Annotated in this window: 21 protein-coding genes; 15 read left to right on the plus strand and 6 right to left on the minus strand. The window is 61.9% G+C overall.

Going from position 1 to position 25,701, the window contains the following annotated elements:
- The first annotated feature begins 45 nt into the window (after positions 1 to 45).
- Positions 46 to 1,176 (plus strand): hypothetical protein, encoded by a 1,131-nt coding sequence (locus PLL20_03530; GenBank protein ID HPD29040.1) that lies wholly within the window; start codon positions 46 to 48, stop codon positions 1,174 to 1,176.
- Between the two features lie 103 nt (positions 1,177 to 1,279).
- Here PLL20_03530 and PLL20_03535 read toward each other — a convergent pair whose 3' ends face one another.
- Together PLL20_03535 and PLL20_03540 are read right to left on the minus strand one after the other, a co-directional pair.
- The gene (locus PLL20_03535) at positions 1,280 to 2,089 is read right to left on the minus strand and encodes a M48 family metallopeptidase (GenBank protein ID HPD29041.1); all 810 of its coding nucleotides are present in this window, start codon (positions 2,087 to 2,089) and stop codon (positions 1,280 to 1,282) included.
- Positions 2,090 to 2,740: 651 nt separating this feature from the next.
- Entirely contained in the window at positions 2,741 to 3,415 is a 675-nt protein-coding gene (locus tag PLL20_03540) for a YdcF family protein (protein HPD29042.1), read from the minus strand.
- Positions 3,416 to 3,520: 105 nt separating this feature from the next.
- Here PLL20_03540 and PLL20_03545 point away from each other — a divergent pair, with 105 nt between their 5' ends.
- The 3 genes from PLL20_03545 to PLL20_03555 all read left to right on the plus strand — a co-directional run bounded on the left by PLL20_03545 (position 3,521) and on the right by PLL20_03555 (position 7,632).
- Complete coding sequence (locus tag PLL20_03545; GenBank protein ID HPD29043.1) at positions 3,521 to 5,119, plus strand: DUF2723 domain-containing protein; 1,599 nt, start codon at positions 3,521 to 3,523, stop codon at positions 5,117 to 5,119.
- A gap of 386 nt (positions 5,120 to 5,505) precedes the next feature.
- On the plus strand, positions 5,506 to 6,222 hold the full coding sequence (locus tag PLL20_03550) for a hypothetical protein (GenBank protein ID HPD29044.1): 717 nt from the start codon (positions 5,506 to 5,508) through the stop codon (positions 6,220 to 6,222).
- A gap of 21 nt (positions 6,223 to 6,243) precedes the next feature.
- On the plus strand, positions 6,244 to 7,632 hold the full coding sequence (locus PLL20_03555) for an SPFH domain-containing protein (GenBank protein ID HPD29045.1): 1,389 nt from the start codon (positions 6,244 to 6,246) through the stop codon (positions 7,630 to 7,632).
- Between the two features lie 70 nt (positions 7,633 to 7,702).
- On the opposite strand, the gene PLL20_03560 is transcribed toward PLL20_03555, so the two are convergent.
- Positions 7,703 to 9,496 (minus strand): sodium:solute symporter family protein, encoded by a 1,794-nt coding sequence (locus PLL20_03560; GenBank protein ID HPD29046.1) that lies wholly within the window; start codon positions 9,494 to 9,496, stop codon positions 7,703 to 7,705.
- Between the two features lie 223 nt (positions 9,497 to 9,719).
- On the opposite strand from PLL20_03560, the gene PLL20_03565 reads away from it, so the two are divergent.
- The 9 genes from PLL20_03565 (at position 9,720) to PLL20_03605 (ending at position 20,914) form a co-directional block, all read left to right on the plus strand.
- The gene (locus tag PLL20_03565; GenBank protein ID HPD29047.1) at positions 9,720 to 10,052 is read left to right on the plus strand and encodes a hypothetical protein; all 333 of its coding nucleotides are present in this window, start codon (positions 9,720 to 9,722) and stop codon (positions 10,050 to 10,052) included.
- 132 nt (positions 10,053 to 10,184) lie between these two features.
- Positions 10,185 to 14,147 carry an SEC-C metal-binding domain-containing protein gene (locus PLL20_03570; GenBank protein HPD29048.1) on the plus strand — a complete coding sequence of 1,321 codons (3,963 nt, stop codon included), beginning with the start codon at positions 10,185 to 10,187 and terminating at the stop codon, positions 14,145 to 14,147.
- Between the two features lie 3 nt (positions 14,148 to 14,150).
- Positions 14,151 to 14,357 carry an SEC-C metal-binding domain-containing protein gene (locus PLL20_03575; GenBank protein HPD29049.1) on the plus strand — a complete coding sequence of 69 codons (207 nt, stop codon included), beginning with the start codon at positions 14,151 to 14,153 and terminating at the stop codon, positions 14,355 to 14,357.
- The gene (locus PLL20_03580; protein HPD29050.1) at positions 14,357 to 14,752 is read left to right on the plus strand and encodes a lipid-A-disaccharide synthase N-terminal domain-containing protein; all 396 of its coding nucleotides are present in this window, start codon (positions 14,357 to 14,359) and stop codon (positions 14,750 to 14,752) included. The genes PLL20_03575 and PLL20_03580 overlap by 1 nt, the downstream gene beginning before the upstream one ends.
- A 116-nt stretch (positions 14,753 to 14,868) precedes the next feature.
- A complete protein-coding gene (locus tag PLL20_03585; GenBank protein HPD29051.1) occupies positions 14,869 to 15,177 on the plus strand; it encodes a hypothetical protein in 309 nt (102 codons plus the stop codon).
- Positions 15,178 to 15,455: 278 nt separating this feature from the next.
- Positions 15,456 to 16,763 (plus strand): ATP-dependent Clp protease ATP-binding subunit ClpX, encoded by a 1,308-nt coding sequence (clpX, locus tag PLL20_03590; protein ID HPD29052.1) that lies wholly within the window; start codon positions 15,456 to 15,458, stop codon positions 16,761 to 16,763.
- A 571-nt stretch (positions 16,764 to 17,334) separates the two neighbouring features.
- Complete coding sequence (locus PLL20_03595) at positions 17,335 to 18,240, plus strand: PfkB family carbohydrate kinase (GenBank protein ID HPD29053.1); 906 nt, start codon at positions 17,335 to 17,337, stop codon at positions 18,238 to 18,240.
- An 88-nt stretch (positions 18,241 to 18,328) separates the two neighbouring features.
- Positions 18,329 to 19,522 (plus strand): Gfo/Idh/MocA family oxidoreductase, encoded by a 1,194-nt coding sequence (locus PLL20_03600; protein HPD29054.1) that lies wholly within the window; start codon positions 18,329 to 18,331, stop codon positions 19,520 to 19,522.
- A 12-nt stretch (positions 19,523 to 19,534) separates the two neighbouring features.
- Entirely contained in the window at positions 19,535 to 20,914 is a 1,380-nt protein-coding gene (locus PLL20_03605; protein HPD29055.1) for a sugar porter family MFS transporter, read from the plus strand.
- Positions 20,915 to 20,943: 29 nt separating this feature from the next.
- Here the strand turns inward: PLL20_03605 and PLL20_03610 are convergent, their stop codons facing one another.
- Entirely contained in the window at positions 20,944 to 22,386 is a 1,443-nt protein-coding gene (locus tag PLL20_03610) for a vitamin K epoxide reductase family protein (protein HPD29056.1), read from the minus strand.
- A 36-nt stretch (positions 22,387 to 22,422) separates the two neighbouring features.
- On the minus strand, positions 22,423 to 24,045 hold the full coding sequence (locus PLL20_03615; GenBank protein HPD29057.1) for a vitamin K epoxide reductase family protein: 1,623 nt from the start codon (positions 24,043 to 24,045) through the stop codon (positions 22,423 to 22,425).
- A gap of 132 nt (positions 24,046 to 24,177) precedes the next feature.
- On the opposite strand from PLL20_03615, the gene purQ reads away from it, so the two are divergent.
- Together purQ and PLL20_03625 are read left to right on the plus strand one after the other, a co-directional pair.
- On the plus strand, positions 24,178 to 24,942 hold the full coding sequence (gene purQ, locus PLL20_03620) for a phosphoribosylformylglycinamidine synthase I (GenBank protein HPD29058.1): 765 nt from the start codon (positions 24,178 to 24,180) through the stop codon (positions 24,940 to 24,942).
- Positions 24,943 to 25,007: 65 nt separating this feature from the next.
- A complete protein-coding gene (locus PLL20_03625; protein HPD29059.1) occupies positions 25,008 to 25,307 on the plus strand; it encodes a hypothetical protein in 300 nt (99 codons plus the stop codon).
- Positions 25,308 to 25,314: 7 nt separating this feature from the next.
- Here the strand turns inward: PLL20_03625 and PLL20_03630 are convergent, their stop codons facing one another.
- A complete protein-coding gene (locus PLL20_03630; protein ID HPD29060.1) occupies positions 25,315 to 25,455 on the minus strand; it encodes a hypothetical protein in 141 nt (46 codons plus the stop codon).
- Between the last annotated feature and the right edge of the window lie 246 nt (positions 25,456 to 25,701).

Below are 25,701 nucleotides of genomic sequence, written 5' to 3' on the forward strand. Positions count from 1 at the left end.
CGTGCCAATCCTGCTGCAAGAGGCTAGTACGCCGGAGGTGTCGGCATGAGTTTGACCCCGATCGGCCCGGTCGATCTTTTCAGTCGTTCCAACCGCTGGGCTCCTCACGCAATCATCTCGATCCTGATCGCGGTCGGGGCTCTGACCGTCCTGGCACTGCCGGCCGTGGTGGTGCTCGTCGCCCGACAGGGTGTGGTGACGGGAATGGAGATACTGGCGATTGTCGGGCTTCTCATTGGCGTTCTATCCGTCTGTGGCATGCTGATCATCGGGATTATCGTTTATCGCCAGACGGAAGCCCTGGTCGAGAAGCTGACCGCCATCGACCAGCAGACAGCCATCCTTGCCGAGCAGAGCATGGCTCGAACACAGGCCCACACCTACGCTCAGAGCACCAGTGTCAATCCGGCAGAGCTTCGGACGTTGCTGGAACGGATTCATGAAGTGCTGCTTCTGCCCGAGCAGGAACGAGCCAATCGCTACCGCGCGATGGTGGAACGCGAGTTCGGGCGGCGCCTGGCGGTGATTGACCATCTCATCAGCACCAACGAGTTTCACCAGGCCCGCGAGGAGTTGACGGCGCTGTCGGAGCGTTTCGGCCAGGATCGCCGCATTTTGGTGGCCGCTGACCGTCTGGAAAAAGCGGCAAACGCGGCGTTGGCGAACGACGTGGCTCGCGTGACGCAATTCGTCAAGGATGTGGTCGCTCAGGGGCGATGGGACGAGGCTGAGCGGACCGTGCTGGAACTGGCCCGGAAGTATCCGTCGGCTACCGAGCCGAACGCCCTTCTGGAAAGACTGCGTCAGGAGAAGAAGAAGTTCGAGCAGCTTAATCGGCAGCGAATGCACGACGAGATTCAGCAGTTCGTGAATCAGAAGCGCTGGCAGGAGGCCCACTCCGCAGCCCGGAAGTTTCTCGAGACCTTCCCCACCGGCCCGGATTCCGACGTACTGAGAAACCAGCTACCAACGCTCGAAGCGAACGCCGAGATCCAGGCCCGCCAGACGCTTGAGCGCTACATCAAGCAGTACATTCAGAAGCAGCAGTACTGGGATGCCCTGGCTCTGGCGCGGCGCATCCTGAACGAGTACCCGCTCAGTCCGCAGGCTAATGCCCTGCGCGGACAAATAGGCCGGTTGGAGGAGCTTGCGCGGCGTCAGGCACCGCAATCGTGATTCTCTCGCGCGGTTGCGGCCCGCGGGTACGCCCGTCATCGATCATGGGCCGGCTTGCTTGGGAACCCTTGCTACCGCCCCGGTCCTGCCACGGGCTGGTTCATCACCACGTTTCACCCAGCCCATAGCGATGCGGAGAGGCCTCATAGGCTTTCATGGCCTGGGGCATGAGTTTTCCGAGCCGCTCGATTCGCCGTGCCTCACGGGGGTGGGTGGACAGGAACTCGGGTGGACGGTTCTTGCCGGCCGCCTCCATCCGCTGCCACAGGGCCAAGGCCTCTCGCGGGTCGTAGCCGGCCCTGGCCGCATACATCAGGCCGATCTGATCGGCCTCTGTCTCATGCGTCCGGCTGTACGGCAGGAGCACGCCCACATTGGTTCCGATACCGAAGGCCTGCAATGCCCCCGTCCGCACCATCGGTGAAGCCCTGCTCAGGCCGGTAGCCAGCAGCTCCTGAATAATCTCCGCGCTCAGGCGCTGGCTGAGGCGTTCCCCGCCGTGTCGTGCGACGGCGTGTGCCACCTCATGACCGACGACCACGGCCAGTCCAGCCTCATTCCTGGCGATGGGCAGCAGCCCGGTGTAAACGGCAATCTTGCCGCCGGGCAGGCAAAAGGCGTTGACCTGGTCGGATTCGAGCAGGGCAAACTCCCATTGAAAGTCAGGACGATTGGCAACAGCGGCGATGCGCCTGCCGACGCGCTCGACGATGGCCGTCATCCGCGGATCGCTGCTGCGTTTCTCTTTGGCCAGTACCTCCTGGTAGGCGTCGAGGCCGAGCCGTTGTTCCTGTTCGGCCGACACGAGCATGATTTGTTTTCGCCCTGTCTCGGCGACGGTGGAGCACCCCACCGACCATGGGCCGGTGGAGAGCAGACCGATGACGAGCAGAAATGCGCCTTGTTTTCTCATGGCGTTGCACCTCCCTCTGTCAACAGTTGACACAAGCGGTGTTCCATGCCGGCTTATCATAATTGGACACATCAGGCTGACAAAAGACAGGCCGGGGTGACTGCGAGGTCAGCGTCTGTGGCAGCATCGGCTGGTTGCGTAAAGGGAGACGGGCTCACCGGGGCATATCCGCACGGACAACGTTCAGTGTCGAACGATCGCCGGGAGTGGTCGCGGGTTTTGGACAAGAGCACGCCGGCCGTGCCGTGGACGGCAAGACCTCGATTGATCCGCAGTCCGGAAAAACAAACGGGCGGCCGCAATGACCGCCCACTTGCCGAAAAACGGTTACCTCACTTGCAGCAGCATTTCTTGCTGCTCTTCTTGGCGGTCTTCTTGCCGCCGGCTTTCTTGGCTTTCTTCTTAGCCATGGCGCACCTCCTTGCACGATCAACGAAGGCCCCGCGTGACGCGAACGGGACCGATACACAACCTAGCATCACTCGGCAGCGCCGTCAACCTCTTTCCGGTCGAAATCCGACTGTGATCCGGGGAGAGATAGTCCATCGTCGCCGGACGGCAAGGCGGGCTGCGCAGCTTCACGATTCGGCGTGGTTCGAAAGGGCGTTAACGAGTAACCCAAAGCATGAACACCGCCGGAAACGGTCAGCCCTAGATCTTGTCCTGGAGCCAATACTTCATGATCGCGGTGTACTCATACGCCAAGGTCGGAAGGATTCTCGCCCTCGCACGCCAGTTGCGGGCGGTCAGCGGTCCTTCCTGTTTGGTGGAAGGTCGGCCCACGAACACGCTGAAATGTGCATATCCGCCTTTTCGAAAACAGGCCGCAGCCCGGCGACTATGCTCCAGATTGGTGACGATGAGGAACCGATGCGCTGCCGGGTTGATGCCCTCAAGAGCGGCAATGGACCCTGGGTGGTCAGCAGTAGTGCGAGAGTTCTCATCGACCATAAGGCGGTCGGGGGGAATGCCCATGTTTTCGATCCGGCTCTTCATGACCAGCGCGGAGACACCGATATTGGAGACGATCACCCTTGGGGCGTATCCCTGCTTGAATAGCTCCGCCGCCCAGATCAGCCGCTCGTCTTCACCGCCAAGGCACACGATGTAATCTGCCGCCTGGGGCGGTTGAGTCACATCCAGCAGATCCTGCAACCATCCCGTCAGCGGCGTGAAGACCAGCACGATCAGAATCAGCATGCTCAGCGCCAGCAACCCGCGGATTCGGCGGTAAGCCCATCCGACGGTTCGACGCCATCGCGGCGCCGCGGGACGAAGCAACCCCGGAGCATCTGCAACGCTACTGTCCGTCTGAGTCATAATCATCGCATGGTCTCCTCGGCCTTACGACCCCACATGGTTGCCGCACTCACAGCCGGCTGCAAGCTGCACACGCTTCCCCAATTCCATGGCCGCACGTAAGATGCCATCATGGCCGCCAGCATCAACCAGTCCGGCAACCAGCCCAACGCCGAGCAAGAGGCAGGTCGATCCGCTTTCGACACCTTCGCGGGCTGGCTGCTGGTGTTCCTCGCAAGCTTGTGCCTTTACGCCGCGACGGCCAATCGGGGTGCTCAGTGGCAAGACTCCGGGGAATTCATACTCCGCATCACCACGGGCGACCTGCTGGGACGCCTGGGACTGGCCCTATCCCATCCGCTGCATTATTGGATCGGCCGTGCGGTCATCGCTCCTCGACTGCTTGAACCTGCCTTCGCGATCACCCTGATCAGCAGCCTCGGGGCCGCCCTGGCCGTTGCGGCGGTGTACGGCTGTGTGCGCACGTTGTCAGGCAGTGAACCGGCAGCGTTTTTTGCCGCGGGCTCGCTTGCAGTGGCCAACACCTTCTGGCATCTGGCCACTATTGCTGAGGTCTACACTCTCAGTGCCGCGCTGCTGGCGGGAGAGTGCTGGTGCGTGGCGGTCTACGCCAGGCGGGGCAGCCGGTGGGCCGTCTGGGGTATGTGTCTGTTTAACGGCCTTGGCCTGGCGAACCATCTTCAGTCGGTGTTGACCTTGCCGGTCATCGCGGTGGTGATTCTTCATGGCATAGGGTCGCGGCGATTGAAAACGGGCGACGTTTTAATCGCTTTATGGCTCTGGCTGCTGGGATCATTGCCATACACGGGGTTGGTGCTTGGGTTGATGGTCCACGGCGCCGACCCGATGAAGACGCTTCAGTCGGCGCTCTTCGGCAATCACTTTTCGGGGGCGGTCCTCAACGCACGCGCCACCACCCGGATGATGGTGACCGACATCGCTTTCCCTTTGTTGAATTTCCCGAACTTGCTGATCCCGGCCGCACTGTACGGCCTTGCCGGATATCGACGAGCCGGCGTGCCGAGGCTTGCCTGGCTCGCGATGATCGTCGGACTGGCCATCCACGCCGTTTTTGTCTTGCGGTACGAGGTTCTTGATCAACATACCTTTTTTCTGCCGATGTACACTTTTCTGGCGATCTTCGGCGGTGTGGGCGCGGCGGCCGTTCTGCAATGGCCGTCCACGCCGAAGCGCTCGATCCTGTGCACGGCGGCGATTTTTCTGCTGCTCGTGACGCCTTTGCTCAACATTGCGGCCATCACCATGGCAAGACGTGCTCAACTGCTGGGTCGGTTCGCGCACCGCAAGCCCTATCGCGACGACTATATCTACCTGCTGGTACCCTGGAGCGCCGTTGACCGTTCAGCCGAGCGTATGAGCAATGAGGCGGTGAGCCTGGCCGGACCGGACGGGTTGATTCTCGTCGAAGACGGCATGGCCCGAAGCGCTGTCGAGTACCGCCGGCTCCAAGCCGGTTTGCCTGGCATCCATGTTCGAATGGTACCGGCTGCGGGGCAGCAAGAAGAGTTGGAGAGACTGGCAACGGACGTGCGTGTTGAGGCTCAGGCCGGTCGAGCCGTCGTGCTCGTTCCTCTCAACCGCGATCAGCCGCGGCTTGCACCGCCGCTGGGCCGGTGGGAACGACATGGCGACCTTTACGTACTTGATGCCGCGGCCGGCACCCCGGCCTCTGCGGAAACGGCTCCGTGACGGACCCAGGCAAGCTTCGGCTCAGCACCATATTTCAGCACCGTATTGTCAGAGACCACCCGCCCTGTAATAAACCGCTTGCAGGAGTGTCCAACAGGCTGAACAAGCAGCGCCCAAGATGAATCATCTCTGCGCCGTGGGTATCGCCATGACGGTCGGCCGGCAGAAGGTGTCGGTAGTATGTGTTCAGATAATTCCTTTTATGGAAAGCATTTACGATTCCAGTGCGGCGCATGGTGGAAGGGGCTTTGCCGGCGGCGGTTCGGAAAAACGGCCGGGTTTCTAATGGGCGCAGACCGCCGTAGCGGATAGATTGCGCTTATCCGAGAAAAGGGTTTCTCAGCAATTCAATTCGGTGGGCCACTGAGGAGAAGAAAGGACGAACCATGTTCGAAACCCTGACCCTTCTGGCAGACCATGCACTGTTGTGGGCCGGTCCTGTGCCCATGGCCGCCATCTATATCGTGTCGCTCATCCTGGGTGGCGGAATGCTGATCGTCTCCTCGATTCTCGGCGGGCATGCCTCCACGGATGTCCAGGTCGACGGCGGCTTTGATTTTTCCGGAGACGTACATACCGATCTGCCTGGCGACATGCACGTCGACCCGAGCGGCGGTGCCGAAGGGGCGTTCGACGCCGCCGGTCACGGACACGACTGGCTGTCACTTACCTCGTGGTTTTCGATCAGTTTTGTGGTCTACTTTCTGGCGGTGTTCGGCCTTGTGGGCACGTCGTTGACCTATTTGTCGAACGTGCAGCCTCATGGCGTGGCCGCTCTCGCCGTGTTGACCGGGCTCCTGGCCGGACAAGGCGTTCACCACCTGTTGCGATTTCTGCGTCGAACCAGCGGCAACAGTGCACCAGGCATCGCCGAGTATGTGAATCGGTCCGCCTGCGTGACGCTGGGCATCAACGGCCATAGCAAGGGTGAAGTCTCCGTGTCCGTGAGAGGCGGCATGCGATTCATCCCCGCGGTCGCCAGGCAGCCCAACGCCCGTTTCGAGAAGGGAGATCGGGTGGTCATTGTTGCGTTGAACGATGCGACGGCCGAGGTGGTCTCGCACGACGAATACGTTTCGTCCAAGGGCAGCGAGCCCGTCTGATACCGAAGGAGGACATGCAACATGCACACACTCATTCTTGCCGCACCGCCCGGAGCGGACAGTTTTCTGGGGCCGGCACTGATCATCGGCCTCGGCCTGCTGGGCGTGGCGATCGCCATAGCGTTGCTGATCAGCAAACTCATGGTGGTCGGGAACCCCAGTGAAATGCTGGTCATCAGCGGCAGGCGATCGGCCCAGGGGCAGGGGTACCGGACGCTCATCGGCGGTCGCACGCTGGTCATTCCGATCATCGAGAAGGTTTCGCGGATCAGCCTTCGCAACATGCAGGTCGGCCTGGAAGTCAGCGCCCAGTCGGGAGGCGGGAAGATGATTCCGGTAACCGTCACCGGTGTGGCGAACGTGAAAGTATCTTCGGAGCCCGACCTGCGCGGCAATGCGATCGAGCGATTTCTCGGCGAGCCGATGCAGGAGCTGCAGCGCGTGGCCCGCGAAACGCTGGAAGGCGGCCTGCGGGCGGTTATCGGCAAGATGACGCCTGAGGAGATTGTCGAAGATCGCGACAAGTTCGTGGCCACGGTCATGCGCGAGGTCACCGACGATTTTCGCAAGCTGGGGCTGACGATTGACAGCGTGAATATCCAGAACGTCCACGATGCCGAGCAGTACCTGGAATCAATCGCTCGCAAGGCTTCCGCAGAAGTCCGGGCCAGTGCCCGTCAGTACGAGGCCCAGAAGAAAGCCGACGCCGATATCAAGGAGGCTGAGGCCGACGCTATGGCGAGGAAGGCCCGCGCCGACCGCGACTCGGAAGCCCGATCGGCGGAGGCTGCCGCTCATCAGAGGGCTGAATCCGCCCGATTGGCTGCCGAGCAGTCCATCGCCGAGGCCGAGAACGCTCTTCGCATTCGCCGCGCCGAGCTGGCCCGCGAGGCCGAATTGAAAGAGGCCGAAACGCAGAAGGCCGCGGCTGCCAAGGAAGAGGCACGCCTGGTGGCCGCTCAGGTCAAGCCGGCCATCGCTGCTCGCGACGTGGCCAAGGCCAAGGCCGAAGGCGACGCGGCGCTGATCATGGAAGAGGGCAAAGCCCGTGCCGCCGCGATCGAAACCATCGGCAAGGCGATCCAAGCGCACCCCGACGCTCTCAAGGTCATGCTCGCCGAGATGATGCCGACCGCGATCCGCGAGATCACCAAGACGGTCGCCAACGTCGAACTCGGCAGCGTGACGGTGATCGACGGCGATCAAGGCCGGGCCATCAGCGGCGCCGCCATGGGGCGGGCGCGGATGATCTCCGAATCGCTGGCCACGCTGGAGGCGGTCATGGGGATCGACCTGCGCAGACTGGCCCACAGCATCGCCGGGAACCTCGGCGGCGGAGACGGCAAGCAGGATACGCCCGCTGCTTCCGCCCATGCGGCCACCGCCCCGCCCAAGAAACAGGACCGCTGAGCGACGCACGAGATTCACCGGCTTCGTGACGGCGTGTGATGGGTGGACCGCCAATCCGTGACCACATGGGTCATAGGCCAGGTTGCCTGCCGATCTGTAGAATCCCCCACGCCAGCAGGATGAGGGCGCCGACGGCGAGCCAGCCGAGGATGAACCCGACAAGGTCCTCGCGGTACCGCCGGAAGAAGCCCTTCCACCGCTCAACGGTGAACCAGCCGGGCAGGTCGAGGAGCACGAGATCCTGGCCGCATTCAGCCGCCAGTTGACCCTGTCGGTCCGAGGTGTATCGCATTCTATCGAAGAACTCTTCCGTCCGCTCCTGGTCCTCGGGTCGGGTCAGCAGGCTGACAGCGACAAACAAGGTGAACCCGATCAGCGTTGCCCAGCCGTAGGGTCCGGGCGTCCATTTGTACACCAGCCGAAGCTCGCCGTTTCCGAGGAAGCCCCACAAAGCATCGGACCGGGCGGCGTTGATCATTCTCACCCACGCTTCGCTGAGGGTCCTGCTGGACGCGTCGGACGGGTCGACACGGCAGGTCATCAGAAAATTCAGTGCGTAGTACGCGCCGAACGCGGCGATTGTTGCGGTGAACGCGCCATAGCGATTCGCCCGTTTCCACAGGACGCCGCCGAGGAACATGATGCCCATGAAGGCGGCAATGGTCTCGGTAAAGAGAAACGCGTCCAGTACCCGCTCCACCGTCAGGGCGAACAGAATTCCCAGCCCGGTCAGCGCCAGCCCGGAGAGTCGCCCCACCATGAGCAGTTCTCTGTCGCCGGCCGCCGGCTTGAGGTAGTGAGCGTAGAGGTTGCGGGTGAACAGGGCTCCTGTGTTGACCATGAAGTTCGAGCAGGTGGACATGTTGGCCGCCAGGACGCAGGCAACCATCAGCCCCACCAATCCGGGGCCAAGCAGTTCGAGACAGGCGTAGCCGAAGGCATGTTCCGGATCGGGCAGCGAAATGCCCCGTTGAAGCACCATCGCCGCGACCACCAGGCCGGTCAGCGCCCAACCGACGGTGCAGAGGCGTTTGACCAGGTTGCCGTACATCTGGCCGATACGGCCGGCTCGCTCCGTCCTGCCTGTAGCGTTCATGCTCAGGATGTGGGGCTGGGCCGTGATGCCCACCAGCCCGTTGATGGCCAGCATGGCGATCGTGAACGCGTCAAGGCCGCTGACATCGCTGTAAAGTGTGAAGAAATCGGGCGGAATCGTTGCCCGCATTCCCTGGAAACCGCCGACGGCCGACAGCCCCGCAGGAATGAGCAGGAACGACAGCAGGATGATGAGGAAGCCCTGGACGAAATCGGTGTAAGCTGACGCGATCAGCCCGCCGAAGAAACTGTAAAGAATGAAGGTTGCCGTCATCGCCATGACCACACCGTTGGGCGAGATGATCTGCCCGCCTGTGGCCACGGAGATGATCTTGCCCGCCCCTTTGAGCATGGCCCCCTGGTTGAAGACGAAGAACGCGATGGCAAAGACGGTGTAGAGGAGCCCCAGCCTGCGGCCGTAGCGGTCTTCGATAATCTCACCGATGGTCGTGCGGTTGCTGCGGCGGTACCACGGGCTCATCAGCCAGTAGAACGGCGTGATGAGCATGTTCTTCCACTGGTACCAGATGGTGGCAAAGCCATGCTGGCAGGAGGCCCCGGTCTGGGCGACGGGGTTCTCGGCGTTCGTTCCGGTGCCGAACGCCTGGCCCATCATGACCCACCAGGGCAGTTGGCGGTCGCCGAGGAAGTAACCGCCGCTACTGCGAATCTTGCGGGCCATCCAGAGACCGAACGTCACGATGCCCACAAAGTAGACGATCAGAACGATCCAATCCCAGTGGGTGAACCCGGCACTGCCCAAGACCATGCTGCTGCCCGCCTTTCCGCACGAGTGTTTGCCTGCTTGAGCCGCTCGCGGCCGGAGTCCCCAACGGGCAGCCTATAACCGAAGTCTGGCATTGCGTCAGAGGCCGCAGCCGGGCGCTCGATCGACGCGGACAGAATAACTGATCGGGTTGCCGGGGACCACGTGGCCCGCGTTTTCCGGCCGCTCGACCGCGGAGTGCCTCATCCGGTATAATCTTGGGCTCATGAATGGAACTTACGGCACAATCCGAAGTCGCGCACTACGGCGGGAGGCCGTCTCGCCGGTGGGGCTGGCGGCTTTGGTTGCGGCGCTGCACCTGGCGGTATGGACCGGTCGCGTTTCTGCTCGATGGGCAGGTGCTCGACCGGGCGCCTTGGTGATTTGGCGGATGCCGCAGGACGCCATTCGGGTTGCGGCCGGCAAATCCGCCCAGCCGCCATCACGTCCGACCCAGACCTACTCGGTCGGACAGCTCGCCTTGGCCGTCGGCATGGCCGTTGTGACTTTGGCGGGCTGGCTCCACATCATGCGGTTGACCGGCGTACACGACGAATGACACCGCCTGCGACCTTTGCCGCAAACCCACGCGAACCGACGAAACCCCTCAATCGTGAAACGGATTCTGGACGACGCAAATGACGTTCAACCCCGGCGTAGATGACAGGTCATTGAAGACAACGGTGATGTCATGGTGGACATTCTGAGTGTTCCCGGCTTGCTGCTGCGAAAGGTTTTCGGAACGCGCAATGAACGCCTCCTCAAACGGCTGGGCATTGTGGCCGACCGTGTTCTGACTCTGGAAGAGGAAATCCGTCAACTCGCGCCCGAGCAGTTGCGGGCGAAGACCGACGAGTTCAAGAAGCGATTGGCGGACGGCGAACCGGTGGCGTCGGTCCTGCCGGAAGCCTTCGCCGTGCTTCGCGAGGCGTCCGACCGGGCCCAGAAGCATCGGCACTTCCACTGCCAGGTTATCGGCGGGCAGGTTCTGTACCAGGGCAACGTGGCCGAGATGCGGACGGGCGAGGGCAAGACGATCGTCTGCCATCTGGCCGCATACATGAAGTTCCTTCAAGGGAAGAAAGCCCACATTGTCACGGTCAACGACTACCTGGTTCGCCGCGATGCCGAGTTCGCCAAGCCGATATTCGAGTTGCTCGGCGCGACCGTGGGCTTCATCCAGGCGCAGGTTGATCCGGGCGGGCATGAGGGCATCCGCCAAGCGGCCTATGCTTGCGACATCACCTATGGTACCAACAGCGAGTTCGGCTTCGATTACCTGCGCGACAACATGAAGATCCGATACGAGGATCAGGTGCAGGGCCGCCTTGACTATGCCATTGTCGACGAGGTGGACTCCATTCTCATCGACGAGGCCCGCACGCCGCTGATCATCAGCGGGCCCGCCCACGGCGACGTCGGCCGGTACAAGTGGGCAGACAGCATCGCCAGATCGCTGGTACGTCAGCAGCAAAGTCTCAACAACGAGACCGCCCGCCGTATCAGTGAGTGGGGCGACAATCCGCCCGAACACTTAAGGGCCAACCCGAAATTCGAGGATGCGATCAAGCGATTCCGCGTCGACCCGTACATGCTGACGGAGGACGAGGCCGAGGCGATCGGCCACCGTCAGTTGTACGTGGTCCAGCAGGACCGCAAGCAGGTTCAGATCACCCATGAAGGTGTCCAGCGGGCCCAGGACGAGGCCGGCATCGGCAGCTTCTACGTCGGGGAAAACATGGAGTGTCCGCACCTGATCGAAAACGCGCTGCGGGCCCATGTCGTCTACGAGCGCGACAAGGAATACGTGGTCCAGGATCGGCAGGTGATCATCGTCGACGAGTTCACCGGCCGGCTTATGCACGGACGGCAATGGTCCGACGGCCTGCACCAGGCGGTCGAGGCTAAGGAGGGCGTGCCGGTCAAGGAAGAAACGCAGACCATGGCCACGATCACCATCCAGAACTTCTGCAAACTCTACGAGCATCTCGCGGGCATGACCGGCACGGCCATGACCGAGTCCGAAGAGTTCATGAAGATCTACAAGCTGGAGGTGGTGGCCATTCCGACGAACCGGCCCGTTAACCGGCTGGATCATAATGACCGGATCTACCGCACGTTCAAAAACAAGTACGAAATGATCGTGGAGGAGATCCACGAGATGCACCGCCGCGGCCGTCCGAACGACCCCTTCCTGCTTGCGGAAGTGTTCAACCGGCTCAAGCCGATTATCCAAGAAACCCCCGACCTTTCCGAAGACCGGCGAAACGAGCAGATCGAGGCCATCGAGCAAGCCCTGCAGCAGTTTCGCGACGCTGAGAACGGCGACACCCAAGTCACGCGGGCCATGATGGAGACTTACGATCGCGTAATGGGCAATCTGGCAACGGGGCGCCCCATCCTGGTCGGCACCACCAGCGTCGAGAACTCCGAGAGGCTGTCACAACTGTTGATCAAGACCTACGGGATCGAACACGAGGTTCTGAACGCCAAGAACCACGCTCGCGAAGCGGAGATCGTGGCCAAGGCCGGGCATCGGCACGAGCCGACCCGCGGGACGGAGAATCTGCCGCTGGGCAATGTCACCATCGCCACGAACATGGCCGGGCGAGGAACGGACATCAAGCTTGAAGAGGGCGTGGTTTACGGCAAGTGCAAGGTACCGCAGGATGTGCGCACGATGATACCGGAGTACCCTGCGGCCTCGCTGCGTCTGTTTCCTCCGGGCTCGACCAAGTGCTGCATCAACTGCCCCGAATACAACGCCGCGACGGCCTGCAGCCATTGCTTCAAGCCGAAACTCGATTCTCGATTCCCGGCGATGGGACGACACATCTGCTCTCTGAACGCCCCCTGCGGTTTGCATATCGTCGGCAGCGAGCGGCATGAGGCCCGGCGGATCGACAATCAGCTTCGCGGCCGGGCCGGACGCCAGGGTGACCCGGGGTCAAGCCGGTTCTTCCTTTCGCTCGAAGACGATCTGCTCAAGCTGTTCATGCCCGAGTGGATGCTCAAGATGATGGAGAGACTGGGGTTCACCGAGGGCGTGAGCCTGGAGGACAAGCGCATCTCGAAGGGCATCGAGCGGGCCCAGAGAAAGGTCGAGGAGCGCAACTTCTCGATTCGGAAGCATCTGCTCGAGTGGGACGAGCCGATGGATTACCAGCGTCGCGCGTTCTACAAGGAGCGTCAGCAGATTCTGGAGGGCCGACAGCTCAGCGACCTGATCTGGCGCATGATTGAGGAAACCGTCGAGGAAGCGGTGGCCGACTACCTGGCCGAGGACTATATGGCCCGCCGGATCAGCGATTGGTGCAAGAACAATCTCGATGTAGCCATTGATGCCGAGGTTCTTGAGGGCGACGATGCGGCACACCTGCAGCGGATCATTCGCGAAAAAGCCAAGGACGAGATCCGCGACGCGATCCGCACGTCACTCGGCGAGTACATCGACGAAGAGGAGGGTTCCGCTGCCTGGGACGTTGGTGGTCTGCTGAAGTGGGCTCAGCGGATGTTTCCGGTGTCGACGACGCAGAACCAGCTTCGGAAGATGACGCCGGCAGAGATTGAGGACCTGCTCACGCAGGCCGCCGATGCTCACTATGACCAGGTGGATCTTTCCGCCATCGAGGCGTACCTGGACCCGCAATATGCCCGTCGTGCCCTCGCAGATTGGGCGCGCAACAAGTTCGGGATTGCGATCAAGGCCGACGAGATCGCCGAGGGCGCCGAGGAGAAGGTCAAGGAGGTGATTTACGCGAAGGTTCGCGAGGCCTACACCCAGCGGGAAATATACTATCCGGTCGAAACCGTCCTGAAACAGGCGTTTGGATCGACCGGGACCGACAACGTCTACGCCTGTCAGGCCGTCGTCGGCTGGGCAAACGCGAAATACCAACTCGGGTGGAACAGTGAGCGATTCGTCGGTCGTCCCATCAAGGACATCGCTGATGAACTCGTCCAGGCCGGGCGCGATTTTCTCGAAGGCGGCCGGCTCGAACATGAGATTGACGGGGCCCTCTCGCGGTACGGCGCCACGGGCAACGGTGAACTGTACGAGTGGGCTCGGAAGCGATTCGGTAAGGCCCTGAACGAAAAGGCGCTGAGATCGGGCGCCGAGGAGCCCCGCGAGGTGCTGCTCAATGCCGGTCGCCAATTGGCTCGCTGGGAGCTGACCCAGCTCGAGCGATGGGTGCTGTTGCGGATCTACGATCAGGGCTGGAAAGACCACCTGCTGGAGATGGATCATCTCAAGCACGCGATCATGCAGCGCCCCCTGGGCGGCGATCAGACCCACCCGCAAAGCCAGTATGCCATCGAAGGCCGCGAGCAGTTCCGGCAGATGTGGAAAACCATTCGGGAGCGGGTGACAGACATGATCTTCAAGGTCTCGCATGGTCAGGCGGGCGAGGGGGCGGAGGAGTCCCGACGCACCTCCCATTTGGAGGCCCGTCACGACTCATCCGTGGGAGCCGGCTTTGCCGGGGCTTCAGAAGACCAGCAGGCGGCCATGCGGGCCCAAGGCGAGGGGGCCAAGCCCGTGACCATCCGACGCGAGGCTCCCAAAGTCGGCCGCAACGATCCGTGCCCTTGCGGTTCAGGCAAGAAATACAAACAATGTCACGGAAGGAAAGAGCCGTTGAGGAGGAGCTGACGCATGGCGCTGAGAGACAACAGCGAAGGAAACCGCTTTGACCGCCGCAAGCAGAGGGAGGAATGGCGCAAGGCGGGCCTTCCCGGCAAGGACGAAGAACCGCTGCCGCCGCCAGTCGAGCCCATTCGTGCCGATAAGAAAGAGGTCGGTCGCAACGACCCTTGCCCCTGCGGATCGGGGAAGAAGTACAAGAAATGCTGTGGTAAGTGATGGCGACACTCAATCATTGGTTCGTGGAGTTCTGGCGGGATTTCGAGGTCTGGGACAAACTGCGGGATCCCTGGGTCTGGTTCGGGTTTGGAGCTCAGGCGTTGTTCTTCGGGCGGTTTCTCTGGCAGTGGATCGTCAGTGAGCGCCGCGGACACAGCACCATACCCATTGCCTTCTGGTATCTGTCGCTCTCGGGGGGAGGGGCTCTGTTCATTTATGCCTGGCATCAACGCGACCTGGTCATCATGCTCGGCCAGTTGCTGGCCTGCGCGATCTACTTTCGCAACCTCATGCTGATTTACGGGCAGGCGAGGCGCCGGGCCTTGGCGGGTCTGCCCAAAGCCAAGCTTCGTTCGGAGGTTAGCGGCGAGAATGATTCGGAGGCCGGGTACTGAGCCGCGGGCCTGTGTCCCGGGAGCGACGAGAGATCGCAAGTGCCTGTTAACAAGATGGTTATTTCTATTGGACCCTTTCCTTTCGCGTCCGTATAATGAATAAGGGAGACGGCTCCTTGTGGTTTGCCCAGACAAGCCGGCCGGATGTGTGGGAGAAGGCTCTGCCGATCCTGTGGGTCGGTTTTGGGCTCATTCTTGCGGCAGTCGTCTTTGGTGCAGCGATCATTTGGTGGCGGCGACGGTCGCTTGCTGACGAGCCGACGCCGGGCGAGGTCTGGACCTTGGATGACCTTCGCCGGATGAGGGCGGAGGGCAGTCTGACCGAGGACGAATACCAGCGCCTGCGCGAGACGATGATCGCCGCCTACAAGAGCAGGGTTGCCAAGAGCCCGGAGGCCGATTCCAGCCCTGAGAAGCGAGTTTGAGCGCGGTTCGGGCGGGCAGGATTTTGATCTCCAGAAAGCCCGTATCGCGTGTCGATAGAACCGGACACAGCCTGTTATCCGGGTGTACTCCCGGCGGGTGTCCAGCCGCTGAAGGTGAGCGAGGCGAGAGGTCAGGCGCAGGAAGATCGATCGGGGGTCCATTCCCGTGAGCCGTGCGGGACGGGCTTGCAGCCCGTTGTGATACGGGCAAGACGGCAACCCCACATCGGGTGGGTCTGACGATTGATCAGACGATTGATCATTGGTGAGAGGTTTTCATGGCAGGTACACGCGGGCCGACAGGAGGGACGGGCGGACCGGGGCGTCCCGGGCGTCGCAGCACGTCATGCAGTTTCTGCGGCAAGAGCCAGCGTGAGGCGGCACCCATGGTCGAAGGTCCCGGCGACGTGTACATCTGCGCCGCTTGCGTGGATCTTTGCCAGAACATCATCAAGCAGGAGAAACGCAAGAGCGGCCCCGCGAGGCACTTGGCCAGCTCCATCCCGCCACCGCGGCAGATCAAAGAGTTCCTGGACCAATACGTCATCGGGCAGGAGCACGCCAAGCGGGCTCTGGCCGTGGCCGTCCATAACCACTACAAGCGACTGGCCCACACCGACGGGGCGGACGAAGACGACGTCGAAATCGACAAGTCGAACGTCCTTTTGATCGGGCCCACCGGATCGGGCAAGACGCTGCTGGCTCGCACGCTCGCGCGCGTCCTGAACGTTCCGTTCGCCATCGGCGATGCGACCACTTTGACCGAGGCGGGATACGTCGGCGAGGACGTGGAGAACATCCTGCTCCGTTTGCTCCAGAACGCAGATTATGATCTTGAGGCCGCCCAGCGAGGGATCGTCTACATCGACGAGATCGACAAGATCGGCAAGACGAGTCAGAACGTCAGCATCACCCGCGACGTCAGCGGCGAAGGCGTTCAACAGGCTCTGCTCAAAATGCTCGAGGGCACCATCTCGAACATACCGCCGCAAGGCGGCCGGAAGCACCCCGAACAGCAGTACATCCAGATGGACACGACGCACATTCTGTTCATCTGCGGCGGCACGTTCGTCGGCCTCGACGAGATTATCGGAAGGCGGTTGGGCAAATCGACCATCGGTTTCATGGGCGAGATGAGCGGTAAGTCGACCAAGGACAGCACGGTTCGCGATCGGAACATTCTCAGAAGCGTGACGCCCGACGACCTGGTGACTTTCGGTATGATTCCCGAACTGGTGGGCCGGCTGCCGGTTATCACCGCTCTGGACCAGTTGGACGAGGGAACCCTCGTGCGGATCCTGACCGAGCCCAAGAACGCCCTGGTTCGCCAGTATCAGCGTTTCTTTGAGATGGAAGGATGCGAGCTGGAGTTTACCGGCGCGGCACTCAAGGTCATCGCCGAGCGGGCCATGGAGCGAGACACCGGCGCCCGAGCTCTGCGCGGCGTGATGGAAGACCTGATGCTGGACGTGATGTATCGTCTGCCCGAGGAAGGCAAGAACGGCCGATTCGTCGTTACCGAGGAGGTTGCACGCGGAGAAGTCGACCTCTTCACCCAAAGGGCCCGGCGCAAGGAATCGGCCTAGATTCTCTCATGACGCTCTCGATATCGACCCATGCCTCGAGGTCCGGTGCCTCGGGGCATTTTTGTTGGAACCGCCCCCGTCTGTTATTCGGCGCGCTGGCAAGCATTCCCGACTCGTTATAGACTGCCCTTGCTGAGGCGGTCGGCGCGGTAACCGAGGAGGCCCATTACATCGCCGTGAGAATCAAGGATAAGAGATGAAGGAGGAAGGATGTGGCAAGTGAGGCTTTGCCCGCCGCCGGAGATAGGGTGGGACGACCGGGACCTTCCGCGTGGAGGATTTCCATTGCCATTCTTGCCGAACGCGGGATACCTTCCGCGAGAGGATGCGGCCCGGAAAGGATTCCGGGCCGAGCGGTAGCGGATTCCGGGCCAAGCGGTAGCGGATTCCGGGCCGAGCGGTAGCGGATTCCGGGCCGAGCGGTAGCGGATTCCGGGCCAAGCGGTAGCGGATTCCGGGCCGAGCGGACACCGGGACTTTCCATCTTTCATCCTTTCGCCTTCATCCTTTTGTGGATGACAGGAGCCTCACGGCGATGGAGCGCGCCTTCCGGGCGCATGGAGACTCATCGATGTCACTACTGGTGACCGGCAGTATCGCAATTGACGATGTGAGAAGCCCCTTTGGCAGCGCCGAGGGCGTCTATGGAGGCTCGGCCGTGTATTTCTCATTCGCGGCCACGCTCTTTGTCCCGGTGCGGTTCGTAGGCGTCGTCGGCGAGGATTTCCCGGATGATTTCCGCGCGTTCCTGACGAAGCGGAACATCGATCTGGCAGGGCTCGAAGTCCGCAGGGGCAGCAAGACCTTCCGCTGGTCGGGGCAGTATGACCAGGTGACCAGTGATGCCGAGACCATCGCCATTGAACTGAACGTGCTGGCGGAGGCCGGCCCGAGGATCCCTCCGCAGTTCGCCGACAGTGAGTACGTTTTCCTGGCCGCGACGCACCCCTCGTTGCAGCAGGATCTTGTCGGCCAGCTCAAGTCTCCAAGACTGATCGTAGCGGACACGCGCAACCTCTGGATCACCAATGAACGAGCCGCCCTGCTCAAGACCTTCAGCATGGTTCACGGGGCCATCCTCAACGATGCCGAGGCTCGTTTGCTGACCGACAGGCACAACCTGGTGCTCGCCGGCCGACGGATCATCGAATGGGGACCGCGGTTCGTGGTGATCAAGAAGGGTGAAAACGGCGTGATGCTGGTCACCAAAGACACGGTGGCGGTGCTGCCGGCTTTCCCGACGACCGAAGTCAAGGATCCGACCGGGGCGGGTGACAGCTTCGCCGGCGGGATGATGGGCTGCCTGGCTAAACAACGCGACTTCAGCGAGGTCTCGCTCAAACGGGCCCTCGCTTACGGTACCATCACCGCGTCTTTTACCATTGAGGATTTCAGTCTGCGACGGATCGAGAAGGTGACCATCGACGACGTCAATCGACGGCTGGCCGAGTACAAGGCCATGCTATCGCTGGAATGAGTTGAACCGGCAAGGAACAAAATCGCGAGCGATGGGTTCGCAAGGCGGTCTGCGAGAACCGCCGCGTAGAGATGAAGGAGGACTCACGATGCAGGATTCCACCACAAGACGTTCGTTTCTGCAGGCATTGGGTCTGGGTACCGCCGCTCTCGGCGTGACGGGGATCGCCCGCGCCGAGGAGAAGGTAATCCAGGGATTTGAGAAGGAAGCGACCGATTTGAACGCATCCAAGGACTGGAAGCCCGTCTCGGATCGCAAGGTTCGCGTCGGTATTGCCGGATATGGCGTATGCCGGTTCGGGGCGGCGTTCAGCTTCCAGGACCATCCCAACGTCGAGATCGTGGCTGTCAGCGACCTGGATTCCGACAAATGCGCTGCTCTGGCCAAGGCCGTCCGTTGCGAGAAAACCTATCCTTCGGCCGAAGAGATGATCAAGGATCAGAAGATCGAAGCGGTGTTCGTCGCGACCGATGCCCCGAGCCACGCGCGGCTGGCCATAATGGCTCTCCAACACGGCAAGCACGTGTGCTCGGCCGTGCCGGCGTGCTTCGGTTCGATCGAGGACGCCGACAAGCTCTTTGAGGCGGTCAAGACAACCGGCCTCAAGTACATGCTCTTTGAGACCTCGTATTTCCATGCCGATTTGTACGCCATGCGGGAGATCTACAAGGCCGGCGGCTTCGGCAAGCTGGTTTACGCCGAAGGAGAGTATTACCACTATATGGAAGAGCCGATCGACTCATACAAAGGTTGGCGCGTCGGCCTGCCGCCGCAGTGGTACCCGACGCACTCGAATGCCTACTACGTCGGCGTGGGAGGGGGCAGCTTCACGGAAGTCTGTTGCATGGGAATGCCCAGCATCATCCCGCACCTTCGGCCCGAGAACAACCCTTACAAGAACCCGTTCGGCACCGAGATCGCTTTATTCCGCACCAGCGAAGGCGGATCGGCGCGGATGGCGGTCAGTTGGGACTCTCCGGGCGCGGGCGGCGAGATGGGCCGGATTCGAGGGCAGCGGGGCACGTTTTACGGCAAGTACGAGGGACTGGAGAAGAACCTGCCGGATACCAGGCGCCCGCCGCTTCCGCCCAAGGTGGAAGCCGGAGGTCACGGCGGCTCGCACGGCCACCTGATGAACGAATTCGTCACCGCGATCCTCCAAGACCGCAAGCCGCTGGTGGATATCGCCCAGGCATTGAACATGACCGTTGCCGGCATCGTTGCTCACCAGTCGGCTTTGAAGGACGGTGAACTGCTCAAGATACCGCAGTACAAACTGTGACCGAGTGGTCCGATGAACGCTGGCAGAGAATCGGGCAGTCTCCTCTACGTGGTGCTGTTGGTGCTGGTCGCGGCGCTGGGCGGTTTGTTGTTCGGTTACGACACGGCGGTGATTTCGGGCGCGACCGAGTTCCTGAGTCAGAAGTTCGCGCTCGACGAGAACTGGGAAGGCTGGGCCGCGGCCTGCACCTTGCTGGGCTGCATGCTCGGTGCGGGCACGGCCGGAACGCTGAGCGATCGCTTCGGTCGCAAGAAGACGATGCTGTTGGCGGCGGTCCTGTTTGGCCTGTCCGCGTTGGGCGCGGCATTGCCTCGCAACCTTAACCAGTTCGTCATGGCACGGATGATCGGCGGGCTTGGCATCGGCATTGCCTCGATGATGTCGCCGATGTACATCGCCGAGGTTTCACCGAGCCGCATCCGCGGCCGCCTGGTTTCGGTCAACCAGTTCGCCATCATCTTCGGCATGCTGGTGGTCTACTTCGTCAATGCCTACATCGCCAGGCAGGGCGGCGCAGACGACCAGGATTGGAACATCCATTACGGCTGGCGCTGGATGTTCGGCTCCGGTGTGTTGCCGGCGGTTTTATTCTTCGTGCTGCTGTTCTTTGTGCCGGAAAGCCCGCGGTGGTTGGTGAGCCGGGGGCAGGAGGACCGGGCCGAATCCGTCCTGGCTCGCATCGGCGGGAAAGCTCATGCCGGGCGTGAAATCGGCGAAATCCGCGACGCCCTCTCGCTGGAGACGAGTTCACTGGGTCAGCTTTTCGCCCCGCGGATGCGGCTGCCGCTGCTGATCGGCATCGGGCTGGCCGTTCTCCAGCAAATCACGGGGATCAACATCGTGCTGTACTACGCGCCCAAGATCTTCAGCAGCACCGGCCTGAAGATCACCGACGCGATCGGCCACACCGTGCTGGTCGGGGCGGTCAACCTGGCATTTACCGTCGTCGCCATCTGGGTGGTCGACCGAGTCGGGCGCAAGCCGCTGCTGCTGACCGCCTCGGCCGGAATGGGGTTGTCGTTGCTGCTGCTGGGCGAAGCATTCCGGCGCGAACGATTCCACGGGCCGTGGGTGCTGGTTCTGGTGCTGGCTTACGTTGCCTCATTCGCGATTGCCATGGGGCCCGTCGTGTGGGTGGTGATCGCCGAGATCTTTCCGACCGGCATCCGCGGCCGGGCGATGGCCGTGGCCACCGTGTGTCTGTGGTTCGCCTGCTTCATGGTCACCCAGACGTTTCCGCGCATGCTCAAGCACCTCGGCGGCAACACCTTCTTCATCTACGCGGTCATGTGCGCCTTCTGCTTTGTCTTTGTGGCCGCTTTCGTGCCCGAAACCAAAGGCAAGTCGCTCGAAGAGATTGAGCGCGGCTGGATGCGCCGTGAGAATCGGTAAGCGACCGGCGGCAGCCCAAACCGGCCGCTTTACATTGCCGGTGCGGTCGCGGCCCGCGTCGTCGGGGGCGCGGCTGCGGCGCGGGTCGTCGTTACGGGAACCGATGGCGCGGTGCTTGCGGGCCGTGTCCCCAAGACCGGGTATGTCGCGGGAACCGCGTGTGGGGTCTTGGAGGGCGGGCTCTCCACAAGGAATCGCCAAGTGTGACGGTCGCCCCAGCCGGCCATGCGCCGACCGTCGAAGAACAGCGTCGGGGTCGCGTTGACGCCCAAGGCACTGCCTTGGCCCACGTTGGAGCGGATTCGATCCCAAATGCCGTACGTCTTGATCTGTTTCCAGAGTGCGTCGTGGTCTATTCCCAGCTTCTCGCAAGCTTGCTTGACATATTCGGTGCTGCGCTTGGCGAAACCTTCCGGATCGCGGAACAGCTCGTCGTGCATTTTCCAGAACGTTTCATTCCCGCCAAGAATCCGGGCAGCCTCGGCCGTGACGGCGGCGGCACAGGCCGCGCCGTGCGGCGTGTTCTTGATGTAGATGTTGCACGTGGTGTTCATGGGGAAGTACTTGAAGACCACGCGGAAGCGGCCCGGGTATTCCTTCATGCGCTCATCGAGCATGTCAGCTATCAGTCTGCAATGCGGACACTGGAAGTCAGTGAAAACGACCACGGTGTGTGGGGCGTCGGCCGGGCCGCGGACCGGGTCCTCGGGCATGATCGGAATCTGCAACTGGGGTTGAGACATGAACTTCGCGTGTTTGGCGGCATAATCGCCGTCGTATTCCTGCCACTTCGCGAAGTACTCGTTGCTGTAGGCCTTCCGCAAACGTGACTGGTAGATTCCCCAGCCGGCAGCGCTCATAGCGGCGGCCGTCAATACGGCGGCCAGGACCAGATGCAGCGGTGGGTGAGACAACTCTGACTGGCGGCCGTACGAACTCTCCACGATGTGCCCGGCCGGCGCGACCGCGGGGCCCGCCGCCATGCCCTGTCTTGGCCACAGAAGCAGGGTCACCAGCAGCAGCGCCAGGGTCAGCACATGCACCAGAAAACACAACCAGCAGGGCCGATCAAACCTGGACCACATGATCACGTCAAGCCAGATGCAGATCACGGCTCCGACGGCCGCCCCCAGAACGGGCAGAAAATGCAACCACCGCCGCGACCCGCGCGCCTGCCCCACCGTGATGTACCACGAGGCCATGCAGGCGAAAAACGCAAATCCGAACATCGCCGTCGGGATGGTCACACTCTTGTCGCCCCGGCCCAGCACTATTTTGCCCCACTTGCTGGCCAGGATCGCGTCGCAGCTTGACTGCCCCTCGGCGTCTTCACACATGGCGCCGAGAACCGGATCGCTGCCGACCTCGACAGCAACGTGACGCTGAAGGAGAACGGCGCTGGCCGCCAGACCCGCCAAGGCCAGCAGCGCCGCAAAGACCACGCCGGTGACTGCTGCTGCGCTTTGTCTCATATCGTATGTGTCCTCGATGTTCTTGTCCGCGTCGGATCACGGCTGCGGCCTTGTCGCCGCCATGGAAGGCCGCTCGTCCTGCCGCGTCGGTGCTGCCGACGTCCCCGACACCGGAATACTCGACGAAGGCACCCGCGACGTCATGATCTTCAACCACAGAGCGTCGGTCGCGTGCGGCCGCCAGACTCGCTTGTTATCCACGAAAATCGCGGGTGTTGAATCAACCTTGATGAAGTCCACGTCGCCGGGCTTGATATTCGGCAGGTTCTTGCCGAGATTGGCCCCTTCGTCCAGATCAGCCTTGACCCGGGCCATGGCCTGGTCGCCGGCCATCGCCTGCTCAAAGGCCTGTTCGTCCAGTCCGATCTCGCGCGCCAGGACATTGAAGTCCCGATTCTCCTTCCATCCTTTCCATCTCGCCTGACTGTCCCAGAGAAGGTCGTGCATTTTCCAGTAGGCCTCGTCGCCGCCGACGATCCGGGCCGCCTCCGCCGCCAGCGCCGCCTTGCAGGCGGCCGGATGCAGGTTGTGGGACGCGTAAGGACTACAGTCGGTGCAGATCGGCCAATACTTGAATGTCATGCGGATCAATCCGCCGTAACGCTCGCTCAGCGGCAACAGTCTCGTGTTGGTGTAGTCCTCGAATCGCTTGCACCCCGGACATCCGAAGTCGCTGTACACCACGAGTGTGTGCGGAGCATTGACCGGGCCGCGGAACGGTCGGTCCTCGAGCGAGATGGGCACGGGCGGTGAGATTTCCCATGCCGTGTAGGCGTGCTGCCAGCGCGTCTGGTAGTAATCCAGTTGCTTCTGGTAATGCTTCTGGTAAGCCTCGGCGGTGGTGAGCTTCTTGTGCGCGTCGATGACCTTTTGAATCAGCACCTCGGCGGGCTGCGTCGTCAGCGTCGCGAGCAGCTCCTTCTCATCGACGGGCTGGGTGGTCGAAACCTCCTTCTCAACAACGGACCGCTCAGCCGCGACGGTCGGCGACAACCACTGGTATTCCCCCCAGATCGCCACCAACGCCACGATCGGGGTCGCCACCAGAATGCGCAAGGTCGGCCAATGAGTCACGGAAGGGGCAAACCACGCAACGGCGGGTGTGGCCGAGGCGCGGGGCGGGGCTGCGGCGGCTTCGTCCGATTCCCGCGGCCAGAGCGCCAAAGCGAAAACAAAGAGCAGCAGCGACAGCACGTGGGTGATCACACACAGCGGACAGTAGTACTTCAGTCTGGTCCACATGACGTACTCGAAGAATGCGCTGACACCGAGGCCGACGGCCGTCCCACTTACAAGAATGAGGTGTGCCCACCATCGCGAGGGGCTACAGATTCCGACCAGGCCCAACCACGCGAGTACGGCCGTGAAGTAGAACATCCCCAGAAGCGCCACCGGCACGTGGAATTGCCCGGGCTTGCTGCCAAAGGGCCAGACCGAGTAGGGACTCTGCGCCACCTCTTCACAACTGGCGCTCTCTGTTGCACTACAGATGGCGTCAAACCAACTTGTCTCACCATCGTTTTCGGTAGCTGCCGCCACCGGAGCGAATCCGTGAGTCTTCAGGTACTCGAAGGTCAATTCTCTGCTCAGCCAGATGCCGGCAACGCAACTTGCCATCGCCGCCAGCCAAACCACCGTCCGGATCGGGCCTGTTCTCACCGTTGTCACTCCTGCGGCATGGGGGCCGATTCATCTCGCGGGGGGAAGCACCAACTGGCGCCCGTCGGGGCTGGGGTTTGCAGGCCCGACGCCCGAGTCATACACTCTGGTGCCATGAGCCAACCAAGAGTGATGATCCTTCGAACCGCCGGTACCAACTGCGACGAGGAAACCGTCCATGCCTGGGAACTGGCCGGCGCCCAAGCCCGGCGGGTACACGTACGCGAACTCATCGATAAACCCGCCTTGTTGCGGGAGTTCGCGATTCTAACGATTCCTGGCGGCTTCAGCTACGGTGATGACATCTCCGCCGGGAAGATCCTGGCTAACCAGATGGTTCACCACCTTGCCGATGCCATCGGCGAATTCGTGGCCGCAGGCAAACTGGTTCTGGGGATCTGCAACGGTTTTCAGGTTCTGGTCAAGGCAGGGCTGCTACCGGGCGATGGCCAGAGTTTCATGAGTCGGCAGACCGTCACCCTGACAAACAACGACTCGGCCCGCTTCGAGGATCGATGGGTGCACTTGCGGACGGGGAAGCGGGCGACTGCCTTTTTTCCAGCCGACACGATTCTGGCCATGCCAGTTGCCCACGGGGAAGGCAAGCTCGTGGCCGCTGACGATCAGACTCTGAGGCGATTGATTGAGAACGGACACGTAGCCGTCACTTACTGTGATGCCCAAGGACGCCCAGGCCCTTATCCGGTTAATCCCAATGGCAGCCAGGCGGACATCGCCGGTTTGACCGACAGAACAGGCCGCATCTTCGGCCTGATGCCCCATCCTGAGCGCCACGTTCACCCCACCCAGCACCCTGAGTGGACCCGTCGACCAGGAGCTTCGGCGGATGGACGAATCATCTTCGAGACCGCCGTCCGAACAGCTTTCCAGCTCTAACCTTATTTCTCACAGCGGTTTATGAAATACGAGCAGCGAACTGAGCCTGCTCAAGGAAGCTGCGCATGACGCCTGTGGCCCATACCCGGTTCGCCCGAAGATTCGTGCCGGCCGAAGCTGGCATGGGCACTGGGCCCAGTATCGAACCCTTGTTTGACGCCCTCGATGCCCGGCCCATCGAGACCGTCGGCCAATTCGAGCAGTGGATTCTCGACGGAAGCGAGCTGGCCTCTTGTCTGTCGGAGGAACACGACAAGCGCCTCGTCGCGATGACCTGCCAGACGGACGATCAGAGTCCCAGCAAGAGCCCGACCGCCGCGTTCGGCAGGAACCTCCGAGCCGTCCGCCCGACGCCGACTTGCTGATCGGGAATCAATCGATGAGATCTTCCACCGGATGATCCGGCTGCGTTCGCAAATTGCCCCGAATGCCGGTTTCGACAGCTTCCGAGACTACCAGTTCAAGGCTGATGAGCGGTTCGACTATACCCCTGCTGACTGTCATACGTTCCACGAAGCCATCAGGCACGCTGTGGTGCCAGTTTACCGGCAGATTCAGCAGCAACGCAGAAGACACCGGGGGTTGAACGACTGCGACCCTGGGATCTCGCCGTGGATCCCAAGGGCAGGCCACCCCTGTGGCCGTTCAATGAGGGTGGCGAGTTGTCGGCCAAGTGTTGGACGATCTTCGCTGAGGCGGTCCGCCTTAAAGCCTATCCCGAGACCAGAAGAGGCGCTACTTTACTCTGCGGGACGCGAC

This window comes from Phycisphaerae bacterium (genome assembly GCA_035384605.1).
In the GTDB taxonomy this organism is placed as follows: domain Bacteria; phylum Planctomycetota; class Phycisphaerae; order UBA1845; family PWPN01; genus JAUCQB01.

Coding starts and splice junctions, on each gene's coding strand:
- PLL20_03530 (HPD29040.1), top strand. CDS start 46: ATGAGTTTGACCCCGATCGGCCCGGTCGATCTTTTCAGTCGTTCCAAC.
- PLL20_03535 (HPD29041.1), bottom strand. CDS start 2,089: ATGAGAAAACAAGGCGCATTTCTGCTCGTCATCGGTCTGCTCTCCACC.
- PLL20_03540 (HPD29042.1), bottom strand. CDS start 3,415: ATGATTATGACTCAGACGGACAGTAGCGTTGCAGATGCTCCGGGGTTG.
- PLL20_03545 (HPD29043.1), top strand. CDS start 3,521: ATGGCCGCCAGCATCAACCAGTCCGGCAACCAGCCCAACGCCGAGCAA.
- PLL20_03550 (HPD29044.1), top strand. CDS start 5,506: ATGTTCGAAACCCTGACCCTTCTGGCAGACCATGCACTGTTGTGGGCC.
- PLL20_03555 (HPD29045.1), top strand. CDS start 6,244: ATGCACACACTCATTCTTGCCGCACCGCCCGGAGCGGACAGTTTTCTG.
- PLL20_03560 (HPD29046.1), bottom strand. CDS start 9,496: ATGGTCTTGGGCAGTGCCGGGTTCACCCACTGGGATTGGATCGTTCTG.
- PLL20_03565 (HPD29047.1), top strand. CDS start 9,720: ATGAATGGAACTTACGGCACAATCCGAAGTCGCGCACTACGGCGGGAG.
- PLL20_03570 (HPD29048.1), top strand. CDS start 10,185: ATGGTGGACATTCTGAGTGTTCCCGGCTTGCTGCTGCGAAAGGTTTTC.
- PLL20_03575 (HPD29049.1), top strand. CDS start 14,151: ATGGCGCTGAGAGACAACAGCGAAGGAAACCGCTTTGACCGCCGCAAG.
- PLL20_03580 (HPD29050.1), top strand. CDS start 14,357: ATGGCGACACTCAATCATTGGTTCGTGGAGTTCTGGCGGGATTTCGAG.
- clpX (HPD29052.1), top strand. CDS start 15,456: ATGGCAGGTACACGCGGGCCGACAGGAGGGACGGGCGGACCGGGGCGT.
- PLL20_03595 (HPD29053.1), top strand. CDS start 17,335: ATGTCACTACTGGTGACCGGCAGTATCGCAATTGACGATGTGAGAAGC.
- PLL20_03600 (HPD29054.1), top strand. CDS start 18,329: ATGCAGGATTCCACCACAAGACGTTCGTTTCTGCAGGCATTGGGTCTG.
- PLL20_03605 (HPD29055.1), top strand. CDS start 19,535: ATGAACGCTGGCAGAGAATCGGGCAGTCTCCTCTACGTGGTGCTGTTG.
- PLL20_03610 (HPD29056.1), bottom strand. CDS start 22,386: ATGAGACAAAGCGCAGCAGCAGTCACCGGCGTGGTCTTTGCGGCGCTG.
- purQ (HPD29058.1), top strand. CDS start 24,178: ATGATCCTTCGAACCGCCGGTACCAACTGCGACGAGGAAACCGTCCAT.
- PLL20_03625 (HPD29059.1), top strand. CDS start 25,008: ATGACGCCTGTGGCCCATACCCGGTTCGCCCGAAGATTCGTGCCGGCC.